The 24320-nt window shown below is 40.3% G+C and carries 23 protein-coding genes and 1 pseudogene; 17 read left to right on the top strand and 7 right to left on the bottom strand.

Annotated elements, in window-relative coordinates:
• The 7 genes and pseudogenes from F902_RS15940 to F902_RS15970 all read left to right on the top strand — a co-directional run.
• Window positions 1-192: pseudogene (locus F902_RS15940) on the top strand (DUF7666 domain-containing protein); the annotation flags it as partial.
• On the top strand, window positions 182-1123 hold the full coding sequence (locus F902_RS15945) for a PD-(D/E)XK nuclease-like domain-containing protein (protein ID WP_005205012.1): 942 nt from the start codon (window positions 182-184) through the stop codon (window positions 1121-1123). The pseudogene F902_RS15940 and the gene F902_RS15945, both read left to right, overlap by 11 nt.
• A gap of 14 nt (window positions 1124-1137) precedes the next feature.
• Window positions 1138-2817, top strand: a complete 1680-nt coding sequence (locus F902_RS15950) for a hypothetical protein (protein WP_005205014.1) — start codon at window positions 1138-1140, stop codon at window positions 2815-2817.
• A gap of 54 nt (window positions 2818-2871) precedes the next feature.
• On the top strand, window positions 2872-3126 hold the full coding sequence (locus tag F902_RS15955) for a hypothetical protein (protein ID WP_005205016.1): 255 nt from the start codon (window positions 2872-2874) through the stop codon (window positions 3124-3126).
• On the top strand, window positions 3123-3611 hold the full coding sequence (locus F902_RS15960; protein ID WP_005205017.1) for a hypothetical protein: 489 nt from the start codon (window positions 3123-3125) through the stop codon (window positions 3609-3611). The genes F902_RS15955 and F902_RS15960 overlap by 4 nt, the downstream gene beginning before the upstream one ends.
• Complete coding sequence (locus F902_RS15965) at window positions 3604-3810, top strand: DUF7167 family protein (protein ID WP_005205018.1); 207 nt, start codon at window positions 3604-3606, stop codon at window positions 3808-3810. The genes F902_RS15960 and F902_RS15965 overlap by 8 nt, the downstream gene beginning before the upstream one ends.
• A 72-nt stretch (window positions 3811-3882) precedes the next feature.
• Window positions 3883-4053 carry a hypothetical protein gene (locus F902_RS15970; protein ID WP_422385890.1) on the top strand — a complete coding sequence of 57 codons (171 nt, stop codon included), beginning with the start codon at window positions 3883-3885 and terminating at the stop codon, window positions 4051-4053.
• 5 nt (window positions 4054-4058) lie between these two features.
• Here the strand turns inward: F902_RS15970 and F902_RS15975 are convergent, their stop codons facing one another.
• Window positions 4059-5267, bottom strand: coding sequence for a tyrosine-type recombinase/integrase (locus tag F902_RS15975; RefSeq protein ID WP_005205020.1), 1209 nt, complete (start codon window positions 5265-5267; stop codon window positions 4059-4061).
• A gap of 269 nt (window positions 5268-5536) precedes the next feature.
• Here F902_RS15975 and F902_RS22725 point away from each other — a divergent pair, with 269 nt between their 5' ends.
• Window positions 5537-5680, top strand: coding sequence for a hypothetical protein (locus tag F902_RS22725; protein WP_004654651.1), 144 nt, complete (start codon window positions 5537-5539; stop codon window positions 5678-5680).
• Between the two features lie 76 nt (window positions 5681-5756).
• Here F902_RS22725 and serC read toward each other — a convergent pair whose 3' ends face one another.
• Window positions 5757-6836, bottom strand: a complete 1080-nt coding sequence (gene serC, locus F902_RS15980; protein WP_004805613.1) for a 3-phosphoserine/phosphohydroxythreonine transaminase — start codon at window positions 6834-6836, stop codon at window positions 5757-5759.
• A 349-nt stretch (window positions 6837-7185) separates the two neighbouring features.
• Here serC and F902_RS15985 point away from each other — a divergent pair, with 349 nt between their 5' ends.
• The 8 genes from F902_RS15985 to F902_RS16020 all read left to right on the top strand — a co-directional run bounded on the left by F902_RS15985 (window position 7186) and on the right by F902_RS16020 (window position 16007).
• A complete protein-coding gene (locus F902_RS15985; RefSeq protein ID WP_005205021.1) occupies window positions 7186-8682 on the top strand; it encodes a TolC family protein in 1497 nt (498 codons plus the stop codon).
• Between the two features lie 12 nt (window positions 8683-8694).
• Window positions 8695-9858, top strand: a complete 1164-nt coding sequence (locus F902_RS15990) for an HlyD family secretion protein (protein ID WP_005205022.1) — start codon at window positions 8695-8697, stop codon at window positions 9856-9858.
• Window positions 9859-9861: 3 nt separating this feature from the next.
• Window positions 9862-10992: an ABC transporter permease gene (locus tag F902_RS15995; protein ID WP_005205024.1), complete on the top strand. Its 1131-nt coding sequence runs from the start codon at window positions 9862-9864 to the stop codon at window positions 10990-10992.
• Window positions 10989-12077: an ABC transporter permease gene (locus F902_RS16000; protein WP_005205026.1), complete on the top strand. Its 1089-nt coding sequence runs from the start codon at window positions 10989-10991 to the stop codon at window positions 12075-12077. The genes F902_RS15995 and F902_RS16000 overlap by 4 nt, the downstream gene beginning before the upstream one ends.
• Window positions 12078-12194: 117 nt before the next feature.
• Window positions 12195-12989, top strand: coding sequence for a ChbG/HpnK family deacetylase (locus tag F902_RS16005; protein ID WP_005205028.1), 795 nt, complete (start codon window positions 12195-12197; stop codon window positions 12987-12989).
• A complete protein-coding gene (locus F902_RS16010; protein ID WP_005205030.1) occupies window positions 12986-13966 on the top strand; it encodes a glycosyltransferase family 2 protein in 981 nt (326 codons plus the stop codon). The genes F902_RS16005 and F902_RS16010 overlap by 4 nt, the downstream gene beginning before the upstream one ends.
• Entirely contained in the window at window positions 13966-14349 is a 384-nt protein-coding gene (locus F902_RS16015) for a GtrA family protein (RefSeq protein ID WP_005205032.1), read from the top strand. Before F902_RS16010 ends, F902_RS16015 begins: the two co-directional genes overlap by 1 nt.
• A gap of 14 nt (window positions 14350-14363) precedes the next feature.
• Window positions 14364-16007, top strand: a complete 1644-nt coding sequence (locus F902_RS16020) for an ArnT family glycosyltransferase (protein WP_005205034.1) — start codon at window positions 14364-14366, stop codon at window positions 16005-16007.
• A 45-nt stretch (window positions 16008-16052) separates the two neighbouring features.
• Here the strand turns inward: F902_RS16020 and gyrA are convergent, their stop codons facing one another.
• The 4 genes from gyrA to xerA form a co-directional block, all read right to left on the bottom strand.
• Window positions 16053-18785 carry a DNA gyrase subunit A gene (gyrA, locus tag F902_RS16025; RefSeq protein WP_005205035.1) on the bottom strand — a complete coding sequence of 911 codons (2733 nt, stop codon included), beginning with the start codon at window positions 18783-18785 and terminating at the stop codon, window positions 16053-16055.
• An 825-nt stretch (window positions 18786-19610) separates the two neighbouring features.
• Complete coding sequence (locus F902_RS16030; RefSeq protein ID WP_004771288.1) at window positions 19611-20546, bottom strand: FAD-binding protein; 936 nt, start codon at window positions 20544-20546, stop codon at window positions 19611-19613.
• 17 nt (window positions 20547-20563) lie between these two features.
• Window positions 20564-21313: an electron transfer flavoprotein subunit beta/FixA family protein gene (locus F902_RS16035; protein ID WP_004654672.1), complete on the bottom strand. Its 750-nt coding sequence runs from the start codon at window positions 21311-21313 to the stop codon at window positions 20564-20566.
• Window positions 21314-21751: 438 nt separating this feature from the next.
• Entirely contained in the window at window positions 21752-22639 is an 888-nt protein-coding gene (xerA, locus tag F902_RS16040; protein WP_017401984.1) for a site-specific tyrosine recombinase/integron integrase, read from the bottom strand.
• Between the two features lie 162 nt (window positions 22640-22801).
• Between xerA and F902_RS16045 the strand changes: the two genes are divergently transcribed.
• Window positions 22802-23413, top strand: a complete 612-nt coding sequence (locus tag F902_RS16045; RefSeq protein ID WP_026057481.1) for a LysE family translocator — start codon at window positions 22802-22804, stop codon at window positions 23411-23413.
• 50 nt (window positions 23414-23463) lie between these two features.
• Here F902_RS16045 and dapF read toward each other — a convergent pair whose 3' ends face one another.
• The gene (gene dapF, locus F902_RS16050; RefSeq protein ID WP_005205043.1) at window positions 23464-24318 is read right to left on the bottom strand and encodes a diaminopimelate epimerase; all 855 of its coding nucleotides are present in this window, start codon (window positions 24316-24318) and stop codon (window positions 23464-23466) included.
• Window positions 24319-24320 lie beyond the last annotated feature (2 nt).

Raw genomic sequence — 24320 nt, forward strand, 5'->3', positions numbered from 1 at the left:
GTGGCTTGTGGTCTAGGCTGGAAAAACGAAGCAAAAGCATGTGAAACAGGCGCAATTGTTCTCACATATCGTAATGATGAAGATGAAATTATTCATATTCGCGCTTCAAAAGTAGGCGAAAACGGAATCAAGGCTAATACGTGGTATCAGCTTGATGAAAATGGTGAATTTGTGGAAGTTAATGGTGAATAATATGCATACCATACCCCAACTTTTACAATCTTCTGATCAGCTTATCCAAGGTATGAGCAATGATGAATATCACGCTCGCCCTGAGTACAGTTCAAGCCAGCTTAAAGACCTGTTGCGTAGTGCTGCACACTTCTACTCGTTCAATATTGCTAAAGAGCATGAGAAGGAATCAAAAAAACACTTGGATTTTGGAACTTTGGCACATGCCTTGTTCCTTGAACCAGATGTGTTTGCAGATGAATTTAGCGTGTTGCCAGCTGATGCACCAAAGCCACCAACTGACGTTATGCGTAATGCTAAAAACCCGTCTGCCGATTCACTTGCTCGCATTGAATGGTGGGATGCATGGGAAGCTGAAAACGGTAATAAAATTACCATTACAGAGCAGCAACTTGCTGGCGCAAACCGTATCGTTTTAAACCTTAAATGTCTGAGCATATATGGCGTTATGTTGAAACATGCTGGTATGGCTGAAGCAAGTATCTTCTTCACCGATCCAATCTATGACTTGCAGCTTCGCATTCGTCCTGATTATCACATTATCCCGTGTGATGCCTTTCCCAATGGCCTGATCATTGATGTTAAAACGGCGAATGATGCTCGCCCAATGGCTTTCTCTAAAGCCTGTGGCAACTTTGCCTATGACTTATCAGCTGTGATGTATCAAGAAGGCTTCCAGCAGTACTACCAGACTGAAAACAAGCCTGATTTTATCTATCTTGTTGCTGAAAATGATGCGCCTTTTGTAGCCAAGCAATACAAAGCCTCAGACCTATTTTTAAGTGTTGGTGAAGTACGCTATCGCAAAGCTAAAGAGCTACTCGCCGAATCTCAATTAATGAATCAATGGGGAGGTTATTCACTCGAATTAGAAGAAATATTCCTCCCTTCTTACATGACCAAACTCGCTTTACAAAACGATTTTAACTAATAGGAATTTTAATTATGAACGCTCAAGCAAATGCAGTTGCACAACAAACCAATTCTTCTAACCAGTTTGTAGGCTTATTAAACCTTGAAGCTTTCGAGTTGTCGCAACGTGTTGCGAAAATGCTATCAAGCTCAACTTTGGTTCCTGAACAGTACCGCGCCGTTACCAAGGTTAAAGCTGGTAAAGACAATAATGGTAATTGGCAGTTCCGAGATGAACCAAACCCGTCTGGCCTTTCCAACTGTGTTATCGCGTTAAATATTGCTAACCGCTTAAATGCAGATGCATTAATGGTGATGCAGAACCTTTACATTATTGAGGGTCGCCCTGCTTGGTCATCTCAATTCATCATGGCGGCAATTAATAGCTGTGGTCGCTTTTCATCTTTACGATTTGAATTAAAAGATTTGGGCGAAAAGGAAGTCGAATATCAAGAAACTCAATGGAACAACGGGCGCAAAAACATTGTTAACAAGACAGTTAAAATTCAGGATATGTCTTGCTTTGCATGGGTTGAGGAAAAAGGTTCCGTTGATCTGGATGGTAAACCTGTAATTCTCAAATCATCAGTTATCACTGTTGAAATGGCAGTTAAGGAAGGCTGGTATCAGAAGAATGGTAGCAAATGGCAAACCATGCCTGAGCAAATGCTCCGCTACCGTGCTGCATCGTTCTTTGGTCGCGTGTATGCACCAGAGCTACTAATGGGTCTTAAATCTGAGGAAGAGGAACGCGATTTAATTGACGTTACACCTGAACAAGAAGTCGTTAAAAACACTGCTGGTCAAGTACGCGCACTCAAGCAAAAAATTCTTGCTGCTAAATTATTATCTGATCTGGACAAGTTGGAAGGTGAAATTGCTGAATTGTCTGAGGCTGATTGGGATAGCATCAATAATATTTTTGTGGCTCAACGTGGAAAGTTTTTAGAAGATGCACAAGTTGTAGATGCTGAAGTTACTGAAGATAAGCGCCCTGTTTCTGAATCCCAAAAACAAAAAAAAACTGAAGATGAGCAGATTGAAGAATACAAGCAGCTTGTAAAAGATATAGAAAACACGCCGCTTAACCAACCAGAAGAACCAGTAAACCGCCGCCAGCCTAAGGATGTGGAAAAAGTCTCATCAATGGCGCTTCGTAAAGAATACCTGGTGCGAATGAACAAGGTTGAGACTTTAGTTGAACTTACAAAAATTCATGATGAGTTTTTAGCTAATGATGGCTTAACAGGTCAGCATGTGTCTTATCTAAAAGATATGTACATGCACCACAAAGAAAAATTGCAACCTTCAGCTGAAGCACAAGAAACGAAAGTTGATGCAGTGGACCCAATCAAAAGTAATTCTGTGAAATCAGGCCTAGAACGAATGATTGCCGATGCAAATGATGTTATTTCACTTGAAGCTGAGGTGGCAAGAGCTATCAAAGGCAGTGAATCGAAAATGACTCAGGCACACAATCAAGCTGTGTTAATGGCCTACGCACAGCGTAAAGAAATATTGGCACAGCAAGACATTTTTGATGATGCACCAGTAAATCCAGTGGATGCAACGATCCAAAAAATCAAAGCGGCAAAGTCACAAGATGAGATCAATACGATCTTTGCTGACCCAGCATTAGAATCATTCTCAGAAGATGACATGGCCCTTCTCAATCAAGCGGCTGACATGCGCGAAGCTGAGCTTCAAAGTTAAACAGGTTATGCCCTGCTTAACTGTAGGGCTATTTAGAAAAAATATGGTGGCAGCATGAACGACTGGCAGATTTTAAGAAGCAGATATGGCAGTAATCGAAGCTATAAGAATCGCAAAGCCCTTCCCATTTCAAAGCTTGAGGATTTCAAGAACTGGTTGGTTGATATTGGCGCTGATGTTTATAGCAAAACAGAACAAAACGAGATTTTAAGATTTAGACATAAAGGCATTTTAGGCATCTGGTACGAATCAGGATCAGGCAACTTATTAATGCATGACTTGGCAGCAGAATTTGAGGTGGCAGTATGAATATTGAAAATGAACGCGAGGCTTTTGAGAAAAAACAGCACGTAAAAATATGGAATTGGTTTTATTACGATGAGAGTACAGGGAAGTACAAAATGAAAATCGTCACAACCAATATGGATAAGTTTGTAGCTCTTAATGAACTGAATTACGGTTGGTCAATGTGGCAAGCCTCTGCCCTACATGCCGAAGAAAAGCTTGAAGGCTGCGTGGTGGTGCCAAAATCTGAAATCACAAATTGGTATCTTGATGAAGATGAATCTATATACATTGACGAACCAGACAGCTTTTTATGTGATTTGGAACCGGGTGATGTTTTAGAGGTCAAGCGCCAGCAATGCTGGACTGTAGAAAATCAATTTGCAGCCAAAGTTTATACAGATGAGGATAACATTTTTTGGGAATTTTTTGATTCTGAAAAAGAAGCTGAAAAAGCGGCAGCACATTGTAAAGCAATGCTAGAAGCAGCAAGGAGCGGAAATGAGTAATTTTAATGAACTACGAATCCATTTTCATATGTCCATAGGTGTTGTAAATGCTTCACAAGAAGATAGTTTCAAACTATCTGATTACATAGACGAAGATGAGTGGAATGCTTTAAGCAGCGATGAAAAAGAAAACATGATTTCAGAGTGGGCCAACGACTGGAGCATAAATTATCTGGATCTTGGAGGGCATGTTAAATGAAGAAAGAAGCAAAAGCGGATGCGGAGGACGCAACGAATGGCTAAATATATTACTTCCGATCAAGTATGCGAGATGTTCGGAATCACAAAAGTAAGCTTATGGCGCTGGGAGAAAAACACACAATGGGGAATGCCATTCCCTGCGCCAGCATTTCCCTCTGTTGGTGGTGCGCCTAAACGCTACCTCTTATCTGATGTTCGGAATTGGGAGAAACACTGTATTGGTAAAAAGGCGGTCGCATGACCGCTTTACCCCTTTAACCTTTCTAATTTTTCAATCCATTTTTCATAGACTTCTGCCTGTTCCAAAACATACCCATACAAGTCATATACCTCTTGGTTATTGGGGAGTACATGCCCAATCATAATCTCGTGAATATCCCTATTTTTTGAAAATGCACTAAAGTTTGTACGTGCTGTTCTGCGTAGATCGTGAAGTGACCAATGCTCCATCGTTTCTTTTTTGAATCGCTTCACCCAGCCGATCACACTATTTGGCAATGCGGTAGATGCTGGATCGGTTAGATACTCGTCAATATTTTTACCATTGCTGAATAAATACTTACCCTCGCTTAACTCCATAGCCTCTCTAATCAAATCTTCCATATACGGCAAAATAGGACGTATCAGCGTTTTATCATTCTTGTATCCAGTTTTGTGGTTAGATGGAGGTACTTTCCAAATCTTACGCTTTAGATCAAAGTGTTTCTTTTCCGCCCTTCTAAGTTCGCCATTACGACACGCAAAGATCAGGCATAATTCTAGAAAGATTTTATTTTTAGTAGTCAATCTCGACCATTTTAAGCATTCATAGAAAACCACAATTTCATCGTCAGTTAAAACACGCTTTGTTGGTATCGATGTAATATTAAGATCGGCTTTAGGGTAAACGTCAGCAAGAATATTGGTTTGAATATATTTGCGTTTAGCGGCCCATTTCAGCATTTGTTTTGTGTTCGATAAAAGGTTTTTTGCTGTGCCGGGTATACGCCCTGCTAATTCCTCAAAAATCCCTAACCAATCACTAATATCGATTCGATCTATAGGGTGATTACCCAGCTTATTAAATAGATGATTCTCAAACATGCGCTTAATGCTTTCATGTTCTTTTTTATTTTTAGAGCAATATGATTCATACCACATTAAAAAAACTTCTTTGAATGTGACGGGGTTTATATTCTTTTCCTTCTCTACCAACAGTTCCAACTTTGGATTTTTATTTTGATCTAACAATCCACGAAGCCGTGTAGCCTCCAAGCGAGCATCTTTGAGGCTTATGTGGGGATAGGTGCCAAGATCAACCCTTTCTTGCTTATTATTGAATCTGTATCGCAACTGGAAGACAATCTTGCCTTTCGGTGATATTCTAACGCTCATAGAGTCACGGTCGGCAACTACTTCAACCGCTTCTCGCTCTTTACCATTATTTGCTTTTAGCCAAGCTTCAGATAATGCCATTTCAAACTCTAAAAATAATATGTACACACAACCGATTTAAAAATCGTAATAAGCCATTATGTACACGAATATGTACACAAACGGCATGAAATAGAGTGTTGTATTATGAAATGGTTGTTAACGGTGAAACAAGCTGATAATTGAAGTTTATATGTTTTTTGTGAAATGGTATGTAATAAAGTTAAATTGATCTTTATTCACACTAATATTTATGCTAAAACTGCACATAAGTGACAAAAAATCACATAAATGGCATTTTAGGCGTTCTAATGAAAATTATACCAGAACAAACGACCACCAGTCTGATTCATTCGAGTGATCAAGGTCTTAAACTTGATGTTGGTGCTTTTTGCTTTTTTTTACTTGGTATGTTTTTAGCAGCACTCATGTTTCATCGAATTGGCTTTTTTTAAACTTTTTGACCACTACCCTATTCGCACATAAAAGCCCTCAATATTGAGGGCTTTTATTTTAGCAACACCTTATGGCTTAACCATGACGTTTCGCAAACTCATCCATAAAGTTCACCAATGCTTGAACACCTTCTAAAGGTACAGCATTGTAAATACTTGCACGCATACCGCCCACTGAACGGTGGCCTGCCAAGTTCAATAAGTGATTTTGTTCAGCTTCTTGCAAGAATGTCTTTTCAAGTGCTTCGTCAGCTAAAGTAAATGGTACGTTCATCATTGAACGGTTTGGAATGGCAATGGGGTTGTTATAGAAGTCGCTTGAATCAATATAACCATAAAGCAGTTTTGCTTTCTCTTGATTGACTTTATAGATCGCATCTACCCCACCCTGCTCAAGCAACCATTCAAACACGAGACCAGATAAATACCACGCATAAGTCGCAGGCGTATTCACCATTGAACCATTCTTGGCTTGATCGGCATATTTTAAGATGCTTGGAATCTCAGGTTTTGCTTGATCTAACAAGTCATCACGAATAATGACGATAGTTAAGCCTGCTGGACCAATATTCTTTTGCGCACCCGCATAGATCAGACCAAACTTGCTGACATCCAATGGCGCAGACAAAATGCTAGATGAATAATCACAAACCAACGGTGCGTTTACATCTGGAATAGCCGCGAATTGCAAACCACCAATAGTCTCATTATCCGCATAATGTACATAAGCAGCATCATTTGAAAGGTTCCAAGTACTTTGTTCAGTAATTGCATGTTTACCATCAATTAAAGTCCCTGCTTCAACGATATTAATATCGCCATAACGCTTGGCTTCTTTGAGCGCTTTTTCAGACCAAATACCCGTATGGATATAATCAGCCTTGTTGTTTTTACCCAATAAATTCAGTGGGATCGCTGAAAACTGCAGCGACGCACCACCTTGTAAAAACAAGACTTTATAATTTTCAGGAATGTTCATGAGCTTACGTAAATCAGCTTCAGCCTTCTCTGCCACAGCAACATAGTCATTGCTACGATGACTCATTTCCATGATCGACAGGCCTTTGCCCTGCCAATTCAACAATTCTTGTTGAGCTTTTTCTAAAACGGCAGTAGGTAATGCAGCAGGACCAGCGCAGAAATTATAAGCACGCATGAGTTTTTCCCTTGTTAAAGTGGAACAAATTGGAATGGGAATTTAACCATAGATTGGCGAAGCTTGCAGCAGCTTATCACCTAAATATTTCAATTTAACCGAGAAAATAATATTAATTTTTCAATCCTGTTGGGTTCATAAATGATATTTTAGGCCAAGTCTCAACAGTCGATTTAAACAGCTCATTTTCATGTTTTTTCTGAGATTTTTTTAGATTAAAAACTCTACTTTTTACAATTTCACTACACCAAAAGTGTCGATATAACTATTTAATTAAAAACATATTATTTCAATTTTATAAAAAGAATTTAGACTTACTCAGGATATTATTAAATTGCGACATAACCAAATGTTGAAACGACATGATCGACCGAGTTTTAAGGTCCAGCGCTTTCCTAAAATGTTAAGCTTCAGTATAGGCTTAATCAGCTGTGCCCTATTTCCTACGGCCCTATTTGCACAAACATTTAGTTATAGTGAAGCTGAACAATATGTTGTGGAAAATGCCTATTCAACACAAGCCCAGCAGGCCCTACAACAAGCCTCCCAACTTGAAATGGAAGCTGTCAAACACCTCGGTCTACCCCGTATTGATTTAAATGCTCGCGCCTATTCATTTCATAGCGAAACCAGTGTGCCCTTAGAGTCGAGTAAACGTCGACTCGAAAACTCACTCACTCGTGGATTTGACGACAAATTATCACAATGGGGTAATGTGCTTCCGCCAGAAGTGATTGATCAAGTCAGCCAAGGTTTTGATCAGACGGTCAATGAAGGCTTAAATCAGGTACCCAATAATCTGGATGTTACGGTGAAAGACCATGATGTGCGCACTTCAATTTCAATGGTGATGCCACTCTATACTGGCGGTAAAATTAACAGTGCCAAACAGATTGCCACCATTCAAGCACAACGCTCAAATATCAGCGAAAAACAACAACAAGATTCACAACGTTTTGAGATGATTCAATCCTATTTTAATGTGCAATTACAACAACAGTTACTCAACGCTAGCCTGTTTAATTTAAATGCCATGCAAGAACACTATAACAATGCACTTAAATTAGAGAAACAAGGTTTTATTAATAAAGGCCAGCGCATGCAGTTTGAAGTGGCGCGCAATAATGCAGAACGCACCTATCAAAATGCGCAGTCGAATCTGCAAGCGAGCCAGTTTAGCCTAAAAAATCTATTACAGACTAAAGAAAGCTTAAACCTCACCACCCCACTATTTGTAAATAATGCACAAAATCATTCTTTGGATAAACTGCTGGCAAATTACGATCAAAACTCCAGTTTGATTAAAAAGCTGCAAATGGACACCCAGCTTGCCAATGAAAATATCAAAGTACAACAATCTGCGAAAAAACCAAGCCTGTTTGCCTTTGGTGAATATGGGTTGGACAATAAAGAGAATTGGATTGTCGGTGTGATGGCCAAATACAATCTATTCTCGGGCATTGATAACAATAAAAATATCCGTGCTGCCGAACTGAAAAAATACGCTGCTGAGCTCATGACCGAACGCACCAAGCAAGAAGTCGAAAACGTGCTGTACAAATCTTATAGCGAATTAAACGCGTCTCAGACTAGCCATCAACTATTAACCCAAAACACCAAAGCTGCGCAAGAAAACTTACGTATCCAACAGCTTTCATTTAAAGAAGGTATGGGCACGGCGACTCAAGTGATTGATGCACAAAATGCCTTCAGTGCATTAAGAAGTGAGATGGCGATAAATTCATATAAATACATCTTATCTTTAGCCACTTTATTACAAAGCTATGGTTCGATTGATGAATTCAAGCTTTATGTTAATCAACCACGTACAGACTATATCCGTTAATTGGAGAATTTTATGAGCCAAGATCAATCATCATCCAATTCAGAACGCGATACAGATGAAGTGGAAAATAAGACTGAGACTCAAGCTTCTGAACCATCTCAAGCACAAGTGACCTCTATAGAAAAAGTAGAACAGCCGAGACCTGAGACCTCGAACTCAAATATACAACAACCACCCACCGAGCCAGCCAAAAAAGGCAAGGCAAAAATCATCGGCTTAATTATTTTAATTCTGCTGTTAGGTCTGATTGCATTTGGTTTATGGAAAGCCTACCAGCCACAAGCGATTGAATTGCAAGGTCGGGTTGAGTCGGAAACGGTACATATCAGCACCAAAGTCCCGAGTCGTATTGAAGAGTTTTATGTGTCTGAAGGTCAAGCTGTTAAAAAAGGTCAAGCACTGGTTCGTTTTGTCAGCCCAGAATTAGAAGCGAAAAAGGAACAGGCTCAAGCGGCATTACAAAGCGCGACTGCTTTCCATTCAACCGTGTATCGTGGTGCGCAGCAAGAAAATATCGAGACGCTCTATGCCAACTGGCAAGCAATGAAAACCCAAGCAGAGTTAGCAGCAACAACTTACAAGCGTGGTGAAACCTTATTTCAACAAGGTGTAATTTCCCGTCAACGCCGTGACGAAATGCTTGCAGCACAAACCTCTGCACGTGAAACAGCCGAGGCAGCCTATCAACAATATGCACGTGCCAAACGTGGTAGTACTGAACAGCAAAAATCAACTGCCGATGCGCAAGTTGCGATGGCGCAAGCGGCAGTAAAAGAAGCCAATGCCTTAACTGAAGAAACTAAACTGTATTCACCAACAGATGGAACCGTATCTAAGACCTATGGTAAACCAACAGAATTAGTCGCAACTGCGGTTCCTGTGGTCAGTATTATCGAAGATCATGATTTGTGGGTTAGCTTAAATGTCCGCGAAGACATGTATAGCTCTGTTTATAAAATGAAAACGATTGAAGGCTTTATACCCGCCCTCAACAAAAAAGCCACGTTTAAAGTCAAAAATATCGATGCAGAAGGTGACTTTGCGACCATCAAAACCACACGCCAAACAGGCGGTTATGATATTCGCAGTTTTAAGTTTCATTTAGTCCCAGAGCAAAGTATTCCAGATTTAAAAGTCGGTATGAGTGTATTGTTTAAAATTGAAGAGGCAAAATAAGCGATGTTTGCAGTGATGCTGCGGGAATTGCGCTATTTAAAACGCCATAAAGTTGATTTGTTTATGGCGGTCATTGCCCCTTTGCTGGTGATTCTATTATTTGGCAGTATGTTTTCCGCGGGTAAAGCGGAACATTTACCCATTGTGGTGATTGATCAAGATCAAAGTGAAATGAGTCGTAAAGTGATTCATGCACTTAGCATCAATCACACCTTGAAGGTTAAAACGATTACCGCTAGCCAAGATGAAGCCGAACGACTGATCAATAAAACCGAAGCTTGGGGATTCGTGATGATCCCTGAGGGGGCTGAGCAACGTCTGGTCAAAGCCCAAGATGCGCAGATCAGTATCGCCTATAACCAGTCTTTTTTTAGTATCGGTAATACCATTTCTTCAGCCATGTTGATCAGCACCTTGAATGGGATGGCGGATTATATGGGGCAAAGCTATTTAGCCAATACTATTCCCTATTTAGACATGCCAACACCGCATATCAAGATCTCAACTCTATATAACCCAAGCATGAGTTATGAACTGTTTCTGGAACCTTTTATGGTGCCAGCAGTCTTACATTTATTACTATGCTGTTGCGTGGCTTTTGCTATCGGGCAGGAATTTAAACGCAAGACTGTCGGTGAATGGGTCCAATCAAAACAAATTATCTCTAGCCTACTTGGTAAAGTCCTGCTCTATGTCTTTATTTTTTGCGCTTGGACTTGGTGCTGGATGTTCTGGCTCGCACATATTCGTGGTTACTTTATCGCAGGTTCACTTATACTGATCCTTGTTGCACAGTTTTTGCTGTATTTTGCTTATGCCGTGATTAGCAGTACTGTGGTTTTGGCAACACAGAATTTACCTAAAACCTTTGGTTTTATCGCACTCTACGGTGGATCATCGCCAAGCTTTTCAGGGATTACCCTGCCCTTAAATAATGCACCCGCATTTACTCAATTTTGGTCGATGATTATTCCTTACACGCCTTATGCTAAATTGCAGACAGAGCAATGGATTATTGGCAGTGATATTTATGTTTCATTGGTTCCATTTGGTATATTACTGATCTTTGCAGGTTTATTCTTTGCGTTAAGCGTGCGTCTGTTAAAGAAAAATACTCAGGAGCTATGCTCATGAAGTCATTTTTCAGTTATTACTTACAGACCTTTAAAAATATTTTTGCCAATAGCTCGGTGTTTACCACGCTCATTGCCGCAATCCTGCTCTATAGTTTTTTCTATCCAACTGCCTATAAAGCACAAACCGCTGAAGATATTCCAATTGTGATTGTGGATGAAGAACAGAGCATTTTGACCTCAAAAATCATTAGCCAAGCGTCTAATAGTCCTCACATCAAAATCATCACCGTGACAGATAACTTTCTTGAAGCACAGCGCATGGTGAAAAACCAGCAAGCTGAAGGTATTTTGTTATTACCAGAAAACCTGACCAATAGCTTAAAACGTGGTGAAATGGGCGGCATTGGCCTGTACTTGAGCACGGCTTATTTCATTCGAACCAAAGAAGTCGGAGTCGGTTTAGCAGGTTCTATTGAATATACGTTAAAAGAGCACTTAGAAAAGTTCGGCAATGCCTCTGCTTTTGAGCCTGAACTTTCGATCCACCAAATTCCATTGTTTAACACAATGTCTGGTTATGGCAGTTATATCTTCCCTGCTGTGGCTAGTTTAATTATTCATCAGACTATTCTGCTCGGTCTGGCGATGCTGATTGCCAGTTACCGTGAACAAGGCTGGGTGGCAAAACCCGTAGAGTTCTGGGCCACTTTTGCAGCGATCTTTACCACAGGTTGTTTAGGCTGCCTGTATTTATTTGGCTTTACTTTCTGGTTATATGAATATCCACATGGTGGTAATTTCTGGGGCATGCTACTTGCCGTGCCGATCTATGTCAGTTGCGTGATTGGATTAGGGATGTTGGTCGGTTCACTGGTCGATATGCCAGAACGCGTTGGTCATTTGATTGTAGTCACTTCAGTACCCTTGTTCTTGCTGACAGGTACCGCATGGCCACATGAAGCCATGCCACATTGGATGCAATACTTTGCATGGACACTACCTTCAACCCATGGGGTACAACTCTTTGTACAACTCAATCAGATGGGTGTGCCAACATCCATTGTTGTGCCAAAACTGATTTATCTTGCAACAGTCGCTGCAATATTATTGGCGATTTCTTATTATCGTCTGGTTAAAAAATAGTATTTTTCGCTTTAAGTTGATATTAAGGATCTCTTGGCATATTGCTTCAATCGTAGACATTAAAAGGTAAGGCTAAATTGGGCTTACCTTTTAATCCATCTGAATTGAGGCATGGATATGGCTAAAGTATGCTATTGCGCTGATGACTTCGCAATGAATCCTGAGATTTCAGATGCGATTTTATTGCTCATCAAAACAGGTGCTTTACATGCAACTTCTTGCATGACACAAGCGGAGCATTGGCCCATTGCAGCACAACAGCTCAAGCCAATCTCTAATAGTATTCATGTCGGTTTACACCTAAATTTCACCCATAAATTTAGCTCAGCAACCACAATATTCTCATTGCCAATATTAATGCTTAAAGCATGGAGTCGACAGCTAGACAGCAAACTCATTCAACAAAGTATTGAACAACAGTGGAATGCATTTGTTGAAGCAATGGGAAAGCAGCCTGATTTTATCGATGGACATCAACATATTCACCAATTCCCCATCATTCGGGATGTTTTGGTTAGTTTCCTTAAGCAACAAAATTTTCAAGGCTGGGTTAGGAACCTACAACACCCAATCACAGCCCCGCACTATTTGATCAAAACTCACTTACTGTCACGACTAGGCGCAGCTACGCTAGCCTCAATATGCCAGCAACAGAACATTCGGCAAAATCGATATTTTGCAGGGATCTATAATTTTGAATCTAGCAACTATGCCCTTTTAAATCAACAGTGGTTGCAGCAGGCTCAAGATAATTTACTGATCATGTGCCACCCTGCCACGCAAACAATTGACCAGCAGGATCCCATTGCTCAAGCACGCGTTCGAGAATTCCAATACCTCAGCTCATCTCAATTTCGTGATGATTGTCAAATCTATCAAATTTCGCTGACCTCAATGGATACATTATTATGATAAACAGTCCATTTCTTTCTTGCGTAGTCCCTGCCTACAACGAAGCAGAAAACCTTAAAAAGTTTATCCCAGCTTTGGCGCAGCAGTTAGAACAACAAAATTTACGCTATGAAATCATCATTATTGACGATGGGAGTAAAGATAATAGTATCGCGGTCTTACAGCAAATGCTCGATGACTATCCATTGCACATCCTTACTCTATCACGGAATTTTGGCAAAGAAGCAGCCTTAAGTGCAGGTCTGGACTACGTTACAGGCGATGCGACCTTATTGATCGATGCCGATTTTCAGCATCCGCTAAATGCAATTCCGACTATGATTCAACTCTGGAAAGATGGCTATGACATGGTGTATGGCATTCGGGATCGAAGCACAGAATCATGGCTTAAAAAAATCTTTACCCAAGGCTATTACCACATTTTGAATTTAAGTTCTTCGGTCGACATCCCTGAAAATGCGGGTGATTTTCGCCTATTAGATGCAAAAGTCGTTGAGGCAGTAAGAAAACTTCCTGAAAAGAATCGTTATATGAAAGGGCTATATGCATGGGTTGGTTTTAAGAATATTGGGATTCACTTTACTGAACAACAGCGTCAATTTGGCCAATCAAGTTTTAATTTTAAGGCCCTGTTTCAACTGGCAATGTCAGGATTGACAGGCTTTTCCGATTTACCACTACGCTTATGTATTTATCTCGGTGCACTGCTTGCACTCTTTGCAATGAGTTACGGTATCTGGATCATTATTGAAACGATGATTGAAGGTATCCGTATCCCTGGTTGGGCCACGTTAGCCGCTGGAATGACGCTCTTAGGTGGTATCCAACTGCTCTGTATTGGGATTTTAGGTGAATATATTGGGCGTATTTATGCGGAAGTTAAAAACCGACCAAAATATATTGTTGCTGCTGAGTATTCACATAACCACGCTAAACCATTGGTTCATGACAAGCAAAACAATGTAGTTTCTCTCTAATGCAAACTCATGTCCTACAGTTTTTTCGTTTTGGTATTGTTGGCTTAATTGCAGCACTTACACACTACTTTCTTGTGATATTGCTGATTCAACCTCAATACCAAGTCTCACTAAAATATGCAAACCTCCTCGCCTTTCTCATGGCTTTCTGGGTCAGTTACTTTGGTCATCGTATTTTTACTTTTCAAGCCACACATCTGCAGCACAGAGAAACACTGAAGAAGTTTATCGTCGTGGCTGGGCTGGGGTTCATGTTGAATGAATCTGTTTTATTAGTCAGTCACCATTACCTTGATATCCCGATTTCCATGCTGGTTATTTTTAGTATTGGCATTACCTCAATTTTTACTTTTTTACTCAACCGTTATTTTGCATTTCAATAATAGGGATTCGATATATGCAACAATGGCTGCGATCGTCTAAATTTTTACTTGTCTTTTTACCCGTTTGGTTATTGATTAGCTCATGGATTCGTCCACTTTCTGTGCCTGATGAAGGACGATATGGGGATATTAGTCGTGCGATGTTTGAATCAGGAGACTGGCTGATTCCACGGATCAATGGCTTACCTTTTATGCACAAGCCACCTTTATTGCATTGGCTCTCTAAAGCATTTATGGAGGTATTTGGCCTTCACGCTTGGGTACTACGGCTTATTCCTACCTTAGCAGGCTGTATGATGCTGATCAGTCTTTTTGTTTTTTTAAAAAAGTACGTTTCAGAACAAATAGCGCAACTGACCATCATTATTCTGGCAACCAGCTTATTGTTCTATGGCAGTAGTGAATATATCAACCATGATCTATTAGTCGCTTCATGGATGACCGTTTGTATTCTGAGCTTTGTTGACTTTAGCCTTTCAGGCAAAAAAACCGTTCTATTTTTAGGCTATTTCGCAGCGGCAGCAGGCTTTCTCAGCAAAGGACTCATCGGTGTCTTGATCCCAGGACTGGTACTATTGCCTTGGCTACTCTACACGCGACAATGGAAAAAAATTCCAACCCTGCTCAACCCTTTCGGGATTCTCTTTTTCCTCGCCTTAACAGCCCCTTGGGTTTATCTGGTTCAATTAAAATATCCACAGTTTTTGCATTATTTTTTCATTGATCAACAATTTAGTCGTTTTAGTTCGAATGAATTTAATAATAAACAACCTTGGTTTTTTTATTATCTCATTCTGTTTGTGAGCTTTTTACCGTGGTTCTTTGTGAGTCGTTTTAGATTCTCAAAACGTATTTTTCAAGCATCACTTTCTTCTTCTTTGCTCGCCCTCTGCCTTTGGTGGTTTATATCGGTGAGTATTTTCTTTTCCATTCCACCTTCAAAACTAGCTGGTTATATCCTCCCTGCTGTACCACCTTTAACCATTTTACTAGCTGTCACAGTACGCCCTATTCTAGATAATTTTGCTAAGAGCAAACTTCAAATCTGGGGTCCTGCTACCTTTATCTTTATTTTAGGGCTTGGGATCATTTTAGCGCCACATTTCATAAAGAATAATCATGCTTTTTATACAAGTCACGCTATTCAAATTTACATGATTGGCACGATTTTGTGCATTGTTCCTTTTAGCTTAATGCTGTTATTTAAACTGAAGAAAATAGATTATTTAAGCGCAATTTTCTTAAGCTTAATTCTATTTTGTACCTCTATTTCAGCTGCAGTCCGCGTTCTCGATACCAAGAACAATGCTGACCAAGTCGATTTTGCAAAATCGATGAATCCCAAATCAGATGTGGTCTTTTATTACAATTACTTCTATGACCTGCCTTTTTTATTGGACTTTAAAAAACCAGTTTATATTGTCAATGATTGGGATAGTGTGAAAACAGATAACTCATCTTTAGAACTTAAAGATGGCTTACTATTTGAACCTGAGCGTAAACAATATTTATGGAATAAGCAGCAGCTCCAAGACATGTTAAAACAGAACCAGCCCGTAGTTGTTGTGAGTAACCCTGGAGGTTACAAACCAGATCATCCAAACTTCAAAGTTCTACATTACCGCAACTATGATGTATTTCTAATCAATCAAAATTAATAAAAAAAGGAAGCTGATAAGCTTCCTTTTTTATGATCAGAATATTTACGCTTCAGGCGTATCATCTTTCGGTTCAACAACGACTTCTTCAGAAGTGATTACTTCTGCCTCAGTGTTTTCTAGTTCTTCTGTCGAATCTAATAACTCTTCATCATCTTCTACAGCTTCAATAGATACAACACCAACCAATGTCTCAGCATCACTTAAACGAATCAAACGAACACCTTGTGCATTACGACCCGTGGTTGCAACTTCAGCTGCACGGGTACGTACTAATGTACCACCATCTGAAATCAGCATGAGTTCTTTACTTTCATCAATAGATACTGCACCAACAAGCTCACCATTACGTTCACTAGTCTTGATTGCAATTACACCCTTACCACCACGTTTCTTCGTCGGGAAGTCATCGACTGGCGTACGTTTACCATAACCGTTGGCACATGCACACAGCACTTCACCTGTTTCAGGGACAACAACCAGTGAAACAATACGGCTAAGCACATTTGAATCTGACGAATCATCATTATCATCCGAATCATCATTTTCAACGTCAGCATCATCAGCTTCAATGGTATTGCTTGCAAAGCTCACACGCATACCACGGACACCTTTGGCAGTACGCCCCATGGCACGAACATCAGTTTCAGCAAAACGAATTGCCTTACCTTCATTCGAGAACAACATGATCTGCTGATTACCATCGGTAATCGCAACGCCAATCAAGGTATCTTCTTCATTTAACTCAATTGCTCGTAAACCATTTGAACGAACATTGCTAAATTGTTCAAGTTCAACACGTTTGACTGTACCTGATGCAGTTGCCATGAAGACATAATGGTTTTCAGGGAATTCAGTCAAAGGTAAAATTGCGGTCACAGTTTCATTCGCATCCAATGGAAGCAAATTAATAATTGGACGACCTTTTGCACCACGAGACGCCTGAGGTACTTCAAATACGCGTAAGCGATAGACTTTACCTACATTGGTAAAGCACAGTACTGTTGCATGGTTCGAGGCAACAATTAAATGCTGGATGATGTCATCATCTTTCATTGCTGTTGCAGACTTACCGCGACCACCACGACGTTGCGCTTGATAATCAGAAAGTGGTTGAGTTTTTGCATAACCTGTTTGAGACACAGTCAATACAACTTGCTCTTCAGGAATCAAGTCTTCACGGCAGAAATCAACACCAGACTCTACAATTTCGGTACGACGACCATCACCATATTGCTGCAAGATCAACGCAAGTTCTTCACGAATCACATTCATCAACAAGTTAAAGTCATTCAGAATTGCAGTTAATTCAGCAATTTGACCTAAGATTTCAGTATATTCTGCGTGTAACTTGTCTTGTTCTAAGCCCGTTAAACGGTGTAGACGCAACTCTAAGATCGCGCCTACTTGTGTAGGTGACAAACGATAGACATCACCAGACAAACCAAATGGACGCGCCGGGTCTTCGCCTTCGATCTCATCTGGACGAACAGAAATCGCACCTGCTTTTTCAAGCAATGCAACCACACCACCGCCTGACCACTCACCTGCTTGTAATCGCTCACGCGCTTCAGCTGGGTTGGCAGAAGTTTTGATAGTTTCAATAATGGCATCAATATTGGCTAATGCAACCGTTAAACCTTCTAAGATATGACCACGTTCACGCGCTTTACGCAATTCGTACATGGTACGGCGCGTCACCACTTCTTGGCGGTGACGAATAAATGCCGCAATAATATCTTTCAGGTTCATCAACTTTGGCTGACCATTGTCTAGGCAGACCATGTTGATGCTGAACGAGTTTTGCAATTGCGTATGCAAGAATAAATTATTTACCGCTACTTCAGCGTTTTCACCACGCTTCAAGTCAATCGCGATACGCATACCGTCTTTATCAGACTCGTCACGTAGCTCAGAAATACCTTCAAGTTTCTTTTCTTTGACTAACTCAGCAATACGCTCAATGGTTTTTGCTTTGTTGACTTGATATGGAATTTCAGTAAAGACGATCGTGGTACGACCAGTTTTCTGGTCTTCTTCGAAGTGATACTTACCACGAATATGCAAACGACCTTTACCCGTACGGTAAGCATCTACAATGCCAGATTTACCGTAAATAATACCGCCTGTAGGGAAATCTGGGCCCGTAATGTGCTCCATCAAACCTTCAATCGAAATATTCGGGTTATTGGCATAGGCCAAACATGCATTGACTACTTCAGTCATGTTGTGTGGCGCCATATTGGTCGCCATACCTACCGCAATACCTGTCGTACCATTAATCAAAAGATTTGGAATACGCGTTGGCATCACCTGAGGAATACGCTCAGAACCGTCGTAGTTATCTTCCCAATCAACCGTATCTTTTTCTAGATCAGCCAAGATTTCATGGGTTAATTTTTGCATACGAACTTCGGTATAACGCATTGCTGCTGCGCTATCCCCATCGACTGAACCGAAGTTACCCTGACCATCAACCAACATGTAACGCAAGCTGAAGTCCTGCGCCATACGAACAATTGTTTCGTATACTGCACTGTCACCATGAGGGTGATATTTACCGATCACGTCACCGACAACACGAGCAGACTTTTTGTACGCTTTGTTATAATCATTGCCCAATTCGTGCATCGCATATAATACGCGACGATGAACAGGTTTTAGACCGTCTCTAACATCTGGCAATGCACGAGATACGATTACGCTCATCGCGTAATCTAGATATGAATGCTTGAGTTCGTCCTCAATGGCAATCGGTCTGATTTCCGATACGCTCATGCATACTCCTTGTTTACAGGTAGAGAGTTGTACCTGTTTTTATGTCTTCAATCTTGCAAAAATTTAGCTCAAGGGCTTGAACTAAAAATAAAAAATACAGCGAAAAATTATAGCACAAAGCACTCACTAACTGTGAGTTTACGCATCTAAAAATAGCATTTTTTTACAATAAAAAGATTATATAAATTAATAACTTAAAATTATCAAATCAAAACTCAATAGATAAAAGTTGAATCTTTCTTGTTTTGGGTAAAAGATCGTCAAGTAATAGAATAAAAGTGTTGAATTAAATGAGATTTATCTTTTTCTTAAGATCAACGTCATGACCACCCATAAATATAGAAATAAGGATTCCTATTCAGAGAATGCGTTGAAGATCCCGCGGTTTAGTCCGAGGAAAAAAATATCAAATAGAGTAAAGCACTTCCACTAAAAGAAAAATATAGTACATCTTTAATAAAAATCCTACGCACCCATAAGTCATCCCCCGAATATTCACAACTATTTATTATATCCCCCATATAAGGCCATTCCTTTTCATCTGCTAATGATTTTGACTATGTCAGCGGTGGCGCGTATAGGAAGCCCTGTATCGCTCGTATAACTTCAATGCAATACACATGAGAGTCTATATGCACCCTCTTCAATGAAGACAAGAACAAAACTAGATAGGTGTGCCAAGTGAATACAACTTAGCTTTTTAAGATCTCCAGATATTAATAAAGCAAAAGTGGTGTCTTATATTAAATCAACTATCTCAATCTTTTTTAATCGTATAAAAAAACGCCCCTTTCGGAGCGTTTTTCAAACTTCATTCACAAAGAATTAAAGTTTAGATACCAATTCAGGTACAACAGTGTTCAAATCACCAACTAACCAGTAGTCAGCAACACTGTTGATTGGCGCTTCTTCGTCTTTGTTGATTGCAACAATAACTTTAGAATCTTTCATACCTGCCAAGTGCTGAATCGCACCAGAGATACCAATCGCCATATAAAGATCTGGAGCAACGATTTTACCAGTTTGACCCACTTGGAAATCGTTTGGTACGAAGCCAGCATCTACCGCAGCACGTGAAGCACCTTGAGCAGCACCAAGCTTGTCTGCTAATGGGTCAAGTACTTTGTGATAGTTCTCACCAGAACCTACACCACGACCACCAGAAACAACGATACGTGCAGCAGTTAACTCTGGACGATCAAGTTTCACGATTTCTTCGTTTACAAAGGTAGAAATACCAGCGTCTTTCGCTTCTGCAACAGCTTCAACCGCAGCAGAACCACCTTCAGCAGCAACTGCATCAAATGCTGTACCACGAACTGTACCAACGATGATTGCTTCGTCAGATTGAACAGTTGCAATCGCGTTACCCGCATAGATTGGGCGTTTGAAAGTATTTGCAGATTCAACAGCAATGATGTCTGAAATCATGCTTACGTCAAGAAGTGCAGCAACACGTGGAAGAATGTTCTTACCTGTCGTTGTAGAAGCAGCTAATACGTATTTGTAACCGCCTTTCGCGATGTCAGCAACTAAGCCAGCAACGTTTTCAGCCAATTGGTTTGCATAAGCAGCATTGTCAGCAAGTAATACTTTGCTCACACCAGCAACTTTAGCAGCAGCGTCAGCAACTGCTTGAGCGCCAGAACCAGCAACTAATACAGTAATATCACCACCGATTTTTTGAGCTGCCGCAACAACGTTTAAAGTTGCACCGTTAAGTGTCTGGTTGTTGTGATCAGCGATAACTAAAATACTCATGATTTTATCCTTCTGTATTAGATCACTTTCGCTTCGTTTTTCAATTTTTCAACAAGCTCGTCTACAGACTTCACTTGTACGCCAGCTTTACGTTCAGCAGGAGCTTCAACTTTAATTGTTTTAAGCTTAGTGCCTGTTGCAACGCCATAATCAGCAGGTGACTTCGTATCAAGCGGTTTTTTACGCGCTTTCATGATGTTTGGAAGAGCAGCATAGCGTGGCTCATTCAAACGTAAGTCAGTAGTGATGATTGCAGGAAGTGCAAGCTCAACAGTTTGTAGACCGCCGTCAACTTCACGAGTTACTTGAACTTTACCGCCATCGACTTTAACTTCAGATGCGAAAGTACCTTGACCAGCACCGAGTAAAGCACCAAGCATTTGACCTACTTGGTTAGAGTCATCATCAATTGCTTGTTTACCAAGAAGGATAAGTTCTGGTTTTTCAGCATCAACAACGCCTTTCAAGATTTTAGCAACTTCTAAAGCGCCAACTTCATCAGCAGTTTCAACTAAAATACCGCGATCAGCACCTAAAGCCATTGCAGAACGAATTTGTTCTTGAGCGTCTTTAGAACCCACTGAAACAACAACGATTTCAGAAACTGTTCCTTTTTCTTTTAAGCGAACCGCTTCTTCCACTGCGATTTCACAGAATGGGTTGATTGACATCTTAACGTTGGTAAGGTCAACCCCACTATTGTCCGGCTTAACACGAACTTTTACGTTGGCATCAACCACACGTTTTACAGCGACAAGAGCCTTCATGTAATCCTCGGCTGTTCTAAGCAAGTAAATGTAATGAAGAGCATTCTAACTCTTCGATTGAAACTTTTTAGGTGCCCTATCTTGCAATGTATTTGGCATTTCGGTCAAGTCACAATTTCCGCTATGGCAATAAAAAAGATGAAACGCTCAGTTCACATATTGAAAATAATTATTGGTGCTACAAATTTAGTTTATAAATGTGATGAATATTAAACTTTGATTTTTTTAATATTTTATAAAATTCAATGATCTAAAACAGGCATTTTGATTTAAATAAGGATGATCTGTAACGGATCGTTTCTAGCAAAATTACAAGTGTTTTGGATTTTGCAAAAACGTGGCAATTAAGTAAGAACAGCAATTAAACGAATACCAGAAATAAACGGGAAAAGTAGTCGACCATTAAACGCTCAATTTTGCAACATAATATATCAAGATTTAGCTTTTTTGCGCACGTGGATGGGTTTGATCATACACTTTTGCCAGTTGTTCAAAGTCAACATGGGTATAAATCTGAGTAGTCGACAAATTACTGTGTCCAAGCATTTCTTGTACAGAACGCAAATCACCACTGGCAGATAGCATATGACTAGCAAAACAATGTCTTAATAAATGTGGATGCAAATCGACATTCACACCTGCACGTTGAGCTTGTAACTTGACCCGATTTTCAATTTGACGCGGTGTTAAGGCATTACCACGTTGTGAGATAAAAACAGCTGAGTCGGCATTAAAATTACCTTGCCAAATTCGATAGATTTTAAACCACTCCACTAAACTGTCTTTGGCTTTAGTACCAAATGGAACAATACGCGTTTTATTGCCTTTACCTGTAATACGTAAAAGCTGTCGGTTAAAATCAATATCTTTAACTGTTAAACCTTGTAGTTCGGCTAAACGCAAACCACTGGAATAGAGCAATTCAAGCATGGCTTTATCACGTAACCATAGCTGTTGTTCAAGAGGTTTCTCAGGAGCTACTTGATCTAATATCTGATGTACAGTCTCAATATCTATCATGCCCGGTAAAGGTCGTGGTTGACGCTTTAATTTAAAATCCTCGGATGGATTTTGCTCCAGATATTGACCTTGTTCTGCCCACTTCATAAATTGGCGAATTGAAGTCAAATGACGTTGTAAACTACTGGAGCTTAATTGGTCTCGTTCGACACGGGCTGCCAGATACTCCCTTAAATCCGATGCTTCAATATCTTGCAGTTGTAATTGTTTATACTCGCAAAACTTAAAAAAATCGGTTAAATCACGTTGATACGCCGAGATTGTATGTTCAGATTGATTTTGAATCATCCGTTCTTTTAACCACATGGATAGCAGTTTTTCAGGGCTTTCCAAGTTGCTCTCCAGTGTTATGCCTATACCTACGGCTACAGTCTAGCAAATTTTACTGCGATTTTTCGCTAAAGCAATATCGAAGAATTCATGCCTGTGTAATACAATCAATTTCAAGTTTTGAGTGGCGCTACTATGATGACAACAATGCTTATTCCCTATCTCATCGCAATCACCCTCTTGACCATTACTCCCGGTCTAGATACCACACTGATTATTCGCACTGCGACCTTGGAAGGTAAAGCCAAAGCATTCCAAGCTGCTTTGGGGATTAATCTTGGCTGTATTGTATGGGGAATGATTGTGGCCTGTGGTTTAGGTGCATTGTTGATGGCATCTGATCTGGCTTTCAATGCCTTAAAATGGATGGGGGCAATTTACCTCACGTGGTTAGGACTTAATCTTATTCTAAAGCCTCGTAGCCAACTCGCAGGTTTAAATGATTCTACAACGACTCAAAACTGGTTTATTAAAGGCTTCTGGGGCAATTTGCTCAATCCCAAAGTCGGTATTTTTTATATTTCTTTCCTTCCCCAGTTCATTCCACAGTCTTCATCTCCAGTCATCTGGACCATGGGACTGGTGATGATTCATGTCATGATTGGATTTATTTGGTCAATCTTCCTGATCTCCGCGATGCAGTCCATTTCTGCTTATTTAAAGCAACCCAAGTTTATTCGCTATATGGATCGTATCACAGGAAGTATTTTCATTTTATTTGCGCTAAAACTCGCATTCAGCAAACGATAAACAGTAAAAAAGCGCGTTTCAATCAACGCGCTTTTTTTAATCTTAGATTATCAGCCTTGAAAATATCTAAGATCCAAACGGGCATCATAAACATGCGTGGTTGGACCCGTCATCCAAACTACATCACCTTCACGCCAAGCAATATGTAACTTACCACCTGCAAGCTGAACTTCAACCTCATTAGCAAGTAAACCACGGCGCATACCACTGACTGCTGCTGCACAAGCCCCTGTACCACAGGCTAAAGTCTCACCTACACCACGCTCAAACACACGTAAACGAATATGCTTTTCATCCAGAATTTGCATAAATCCAGCATTCACACGTGCAGGAAAACGCGCATGTGATTCCACTTGTGGACCAATACGCTCAACATCAGCGGTTAGCACATCTGGTACGATAGTCACAGCATGCGGATTACCCATATTCACAACATCAATATTAATGCTCTGATTATCTGCAAGTTCCAGTGCGTATAAACCTTCAATATCTTCATGCTCTTGCGTAACAAACGGAATTTCTTCTGGAAGAAATTTCGGGGGCCCCATATTGACGCGAACCCAACCATTGGCACCCAATTCAGGTTCGACAATCCCTGCTTTGGTTTGCACACGGATTTTGGTTTTGGTCGTGAGTTGACGCTCATGTACAAAACGAGCAAAACAACGTACCCCATTACCACACTGCTCGACTTCAGAACCATCGGCATTAAAAATTCGATATTTAAAATCGACATCTGGAAAATCAGGTGGTTCAACAATCAATAGTTGATCAAAACCCACGCCAAAATGACGATCGGCTAAACGCTGAATCGTCACTGTATCTAAATAAGCACGCTGGGTCACAAGGTCAACGACCATAAAATCATTGCCCAACCCATGCATTTTGGTAAATTCTAAATACATCT

Origin of the sequence: Acinetobacter higginsii, from assembly GCF_000369525.1 — a bacterium.
Taxonomy (GTDB): domain Bacteria; phylum Pseudomonadota; class Gammaproteobacteria; order Pseudomonadales; family Moraxellaceae; genus Acinetobacter; species Acinetobacter higginsii.

Coding starts and splice junctions, on each gene's coding strand:
- F902_RS15950 (WP_005205014.1), top strand. CDS start 1,138: ATGAACGCTCAAGCAAATGCAGTTGCACAACAAACCAATTCTTCTAAC.
- F902_RS16000 (WP_005205026.1), top strand. CDS start 10,989: ATGAAGTCATTTTTCAGTTATTACTTACAGACCTTTAAAAATATTTTT.
- F902_RS15965 (WP_005205018.1), top strand. CDS start 3,604: ATGAGTAATTTTAATGAACTACGAATCCATTTTCATATGTCCATAGGT.
- F902_RS16035 (WP_004654672.1), bottom strand. CDS start 21,313: ATGAAGGCTCTTGTCGCTGTAAAACGTGTGGTTGATGCCAACGTAAAA.
- F902_RS16005 (WP_005205028.1), top strand. CDS start 12,195: ATGGCTAAAGTATGCTATTGCGCTGATGACTTCGCAATGAATCCTGAG.
- F902_RS16045 (WP_026057481.1), top strand. CDS start 22,802: ATGACAACAATGCTTATTCCCTATCTCATCGCAATCACCCTCTTGACC.
- F902_RS16030 (WP_004771288.1), bottom strand. CDS start 20,546: ATGAGTATTTTAGTTATCGCTGATCACAACAACCAGACACTTAACGGT.
- F902_RS16020 (WP_005205034.1), top strand. CDS start 14,364: ATGCAACAATGGCTGCGATCGTCTAAATTTTTACTTGTCTTTTTACCC.
- F902_RS15955 (WP_005205016.1), top strand. CDS start 2,872: ATGAACGACTGGCAGATTTTAAGAAGCAGATATGGCAGTAATCGAAGC.
- xerA (WP_017401984.1), bottom strand. CDS start 22,639: ATGTGGTTAAAAGAACGGATGATTCAAAATCAATCTGAACATACAATC.
- F902_RS16015 (WP_005205032.1), top strand. CDS start 13,966: ATGCAAACTCATGTCCTACAGTTTTTTCGTTTTGGTATTGTTGGCTTA.
- F902_RS15995 (WP_005205024.1), top strand. CDS start 9,862: ATGTTTGCAGTGATGCTGCGGGAATTGCGCTATTTAAAACGCCATAAA.
- F902_RS22725 (WP_004654651.1), top strand. CDS start 5,537: ATGAAAATTATACCAGAACAAACGACCACCAGTCTGATTCATTCGAGT.
- F902_RS15945 (WP_005205012.1), top strand. CDS start 182: ATGGTGAATAATATGCATACCATACCCCAACTTTTACAATCTTCTGAT.
- F902_RS15970 (WP_422385890.1), top strand. CDS start 3,883: ATGTTCGGAATCACAAAAGTAAGCTTATGGCGCTGGGAGAAAAACACA.
- F902_RS15990 (WP_005205022.1), top strand. CDS start 8,695: ATGAGCCAAGATCAATCATCATCCAATTCAGAACGCGATACAGATGAA.
- F902_RS15985 (WP_005205021.1), top strand. CDS start 7,186: ATGTTGAAACGACATGATCGACCGAGTTTTAAGGTCCAGCGCTTTCCT.
- serC (WP_004805613.1), bottom strand. CDS start 6,836: ATGCGTGCTTATAATTTCTGCGCTGGTCCTGCTGCATTACCTACTGCC.
- F902_RS15960 (WP_005205017.1), top strand. CDS start 3,123: ATGAATATTGAAAATGAACGCGAGGCTTTTGAGAAAAAACAGCACGTA.
- gyrA (WP_005205035.1), bottom strand. CDS start 18,785: ATGAGCGTATCGGAAATCAGACCGATTGCCATTGAGGACGAACTCAAG.
- F902_RS16010 (WP_005205030.1), top strand. CDS start 12,986: ATGATAAACAGTCCATTTCTTTCTTGCGTAGTCCCTGCCTACAACGAA.
- F902_RS15975 (WP_005205020.1), bottom strand. CDS start 5,267: ATGGCATTATCTGAAGCTTGGCTAAAAGCAAATAATGGTAAAGAGCGA.
- dapF (WP_005205043.1), bottom strand. CDS start 24,318: ATGTATTTAGAATTTACCAAAATGCATGGGTTGGGCAATGATTTTATG.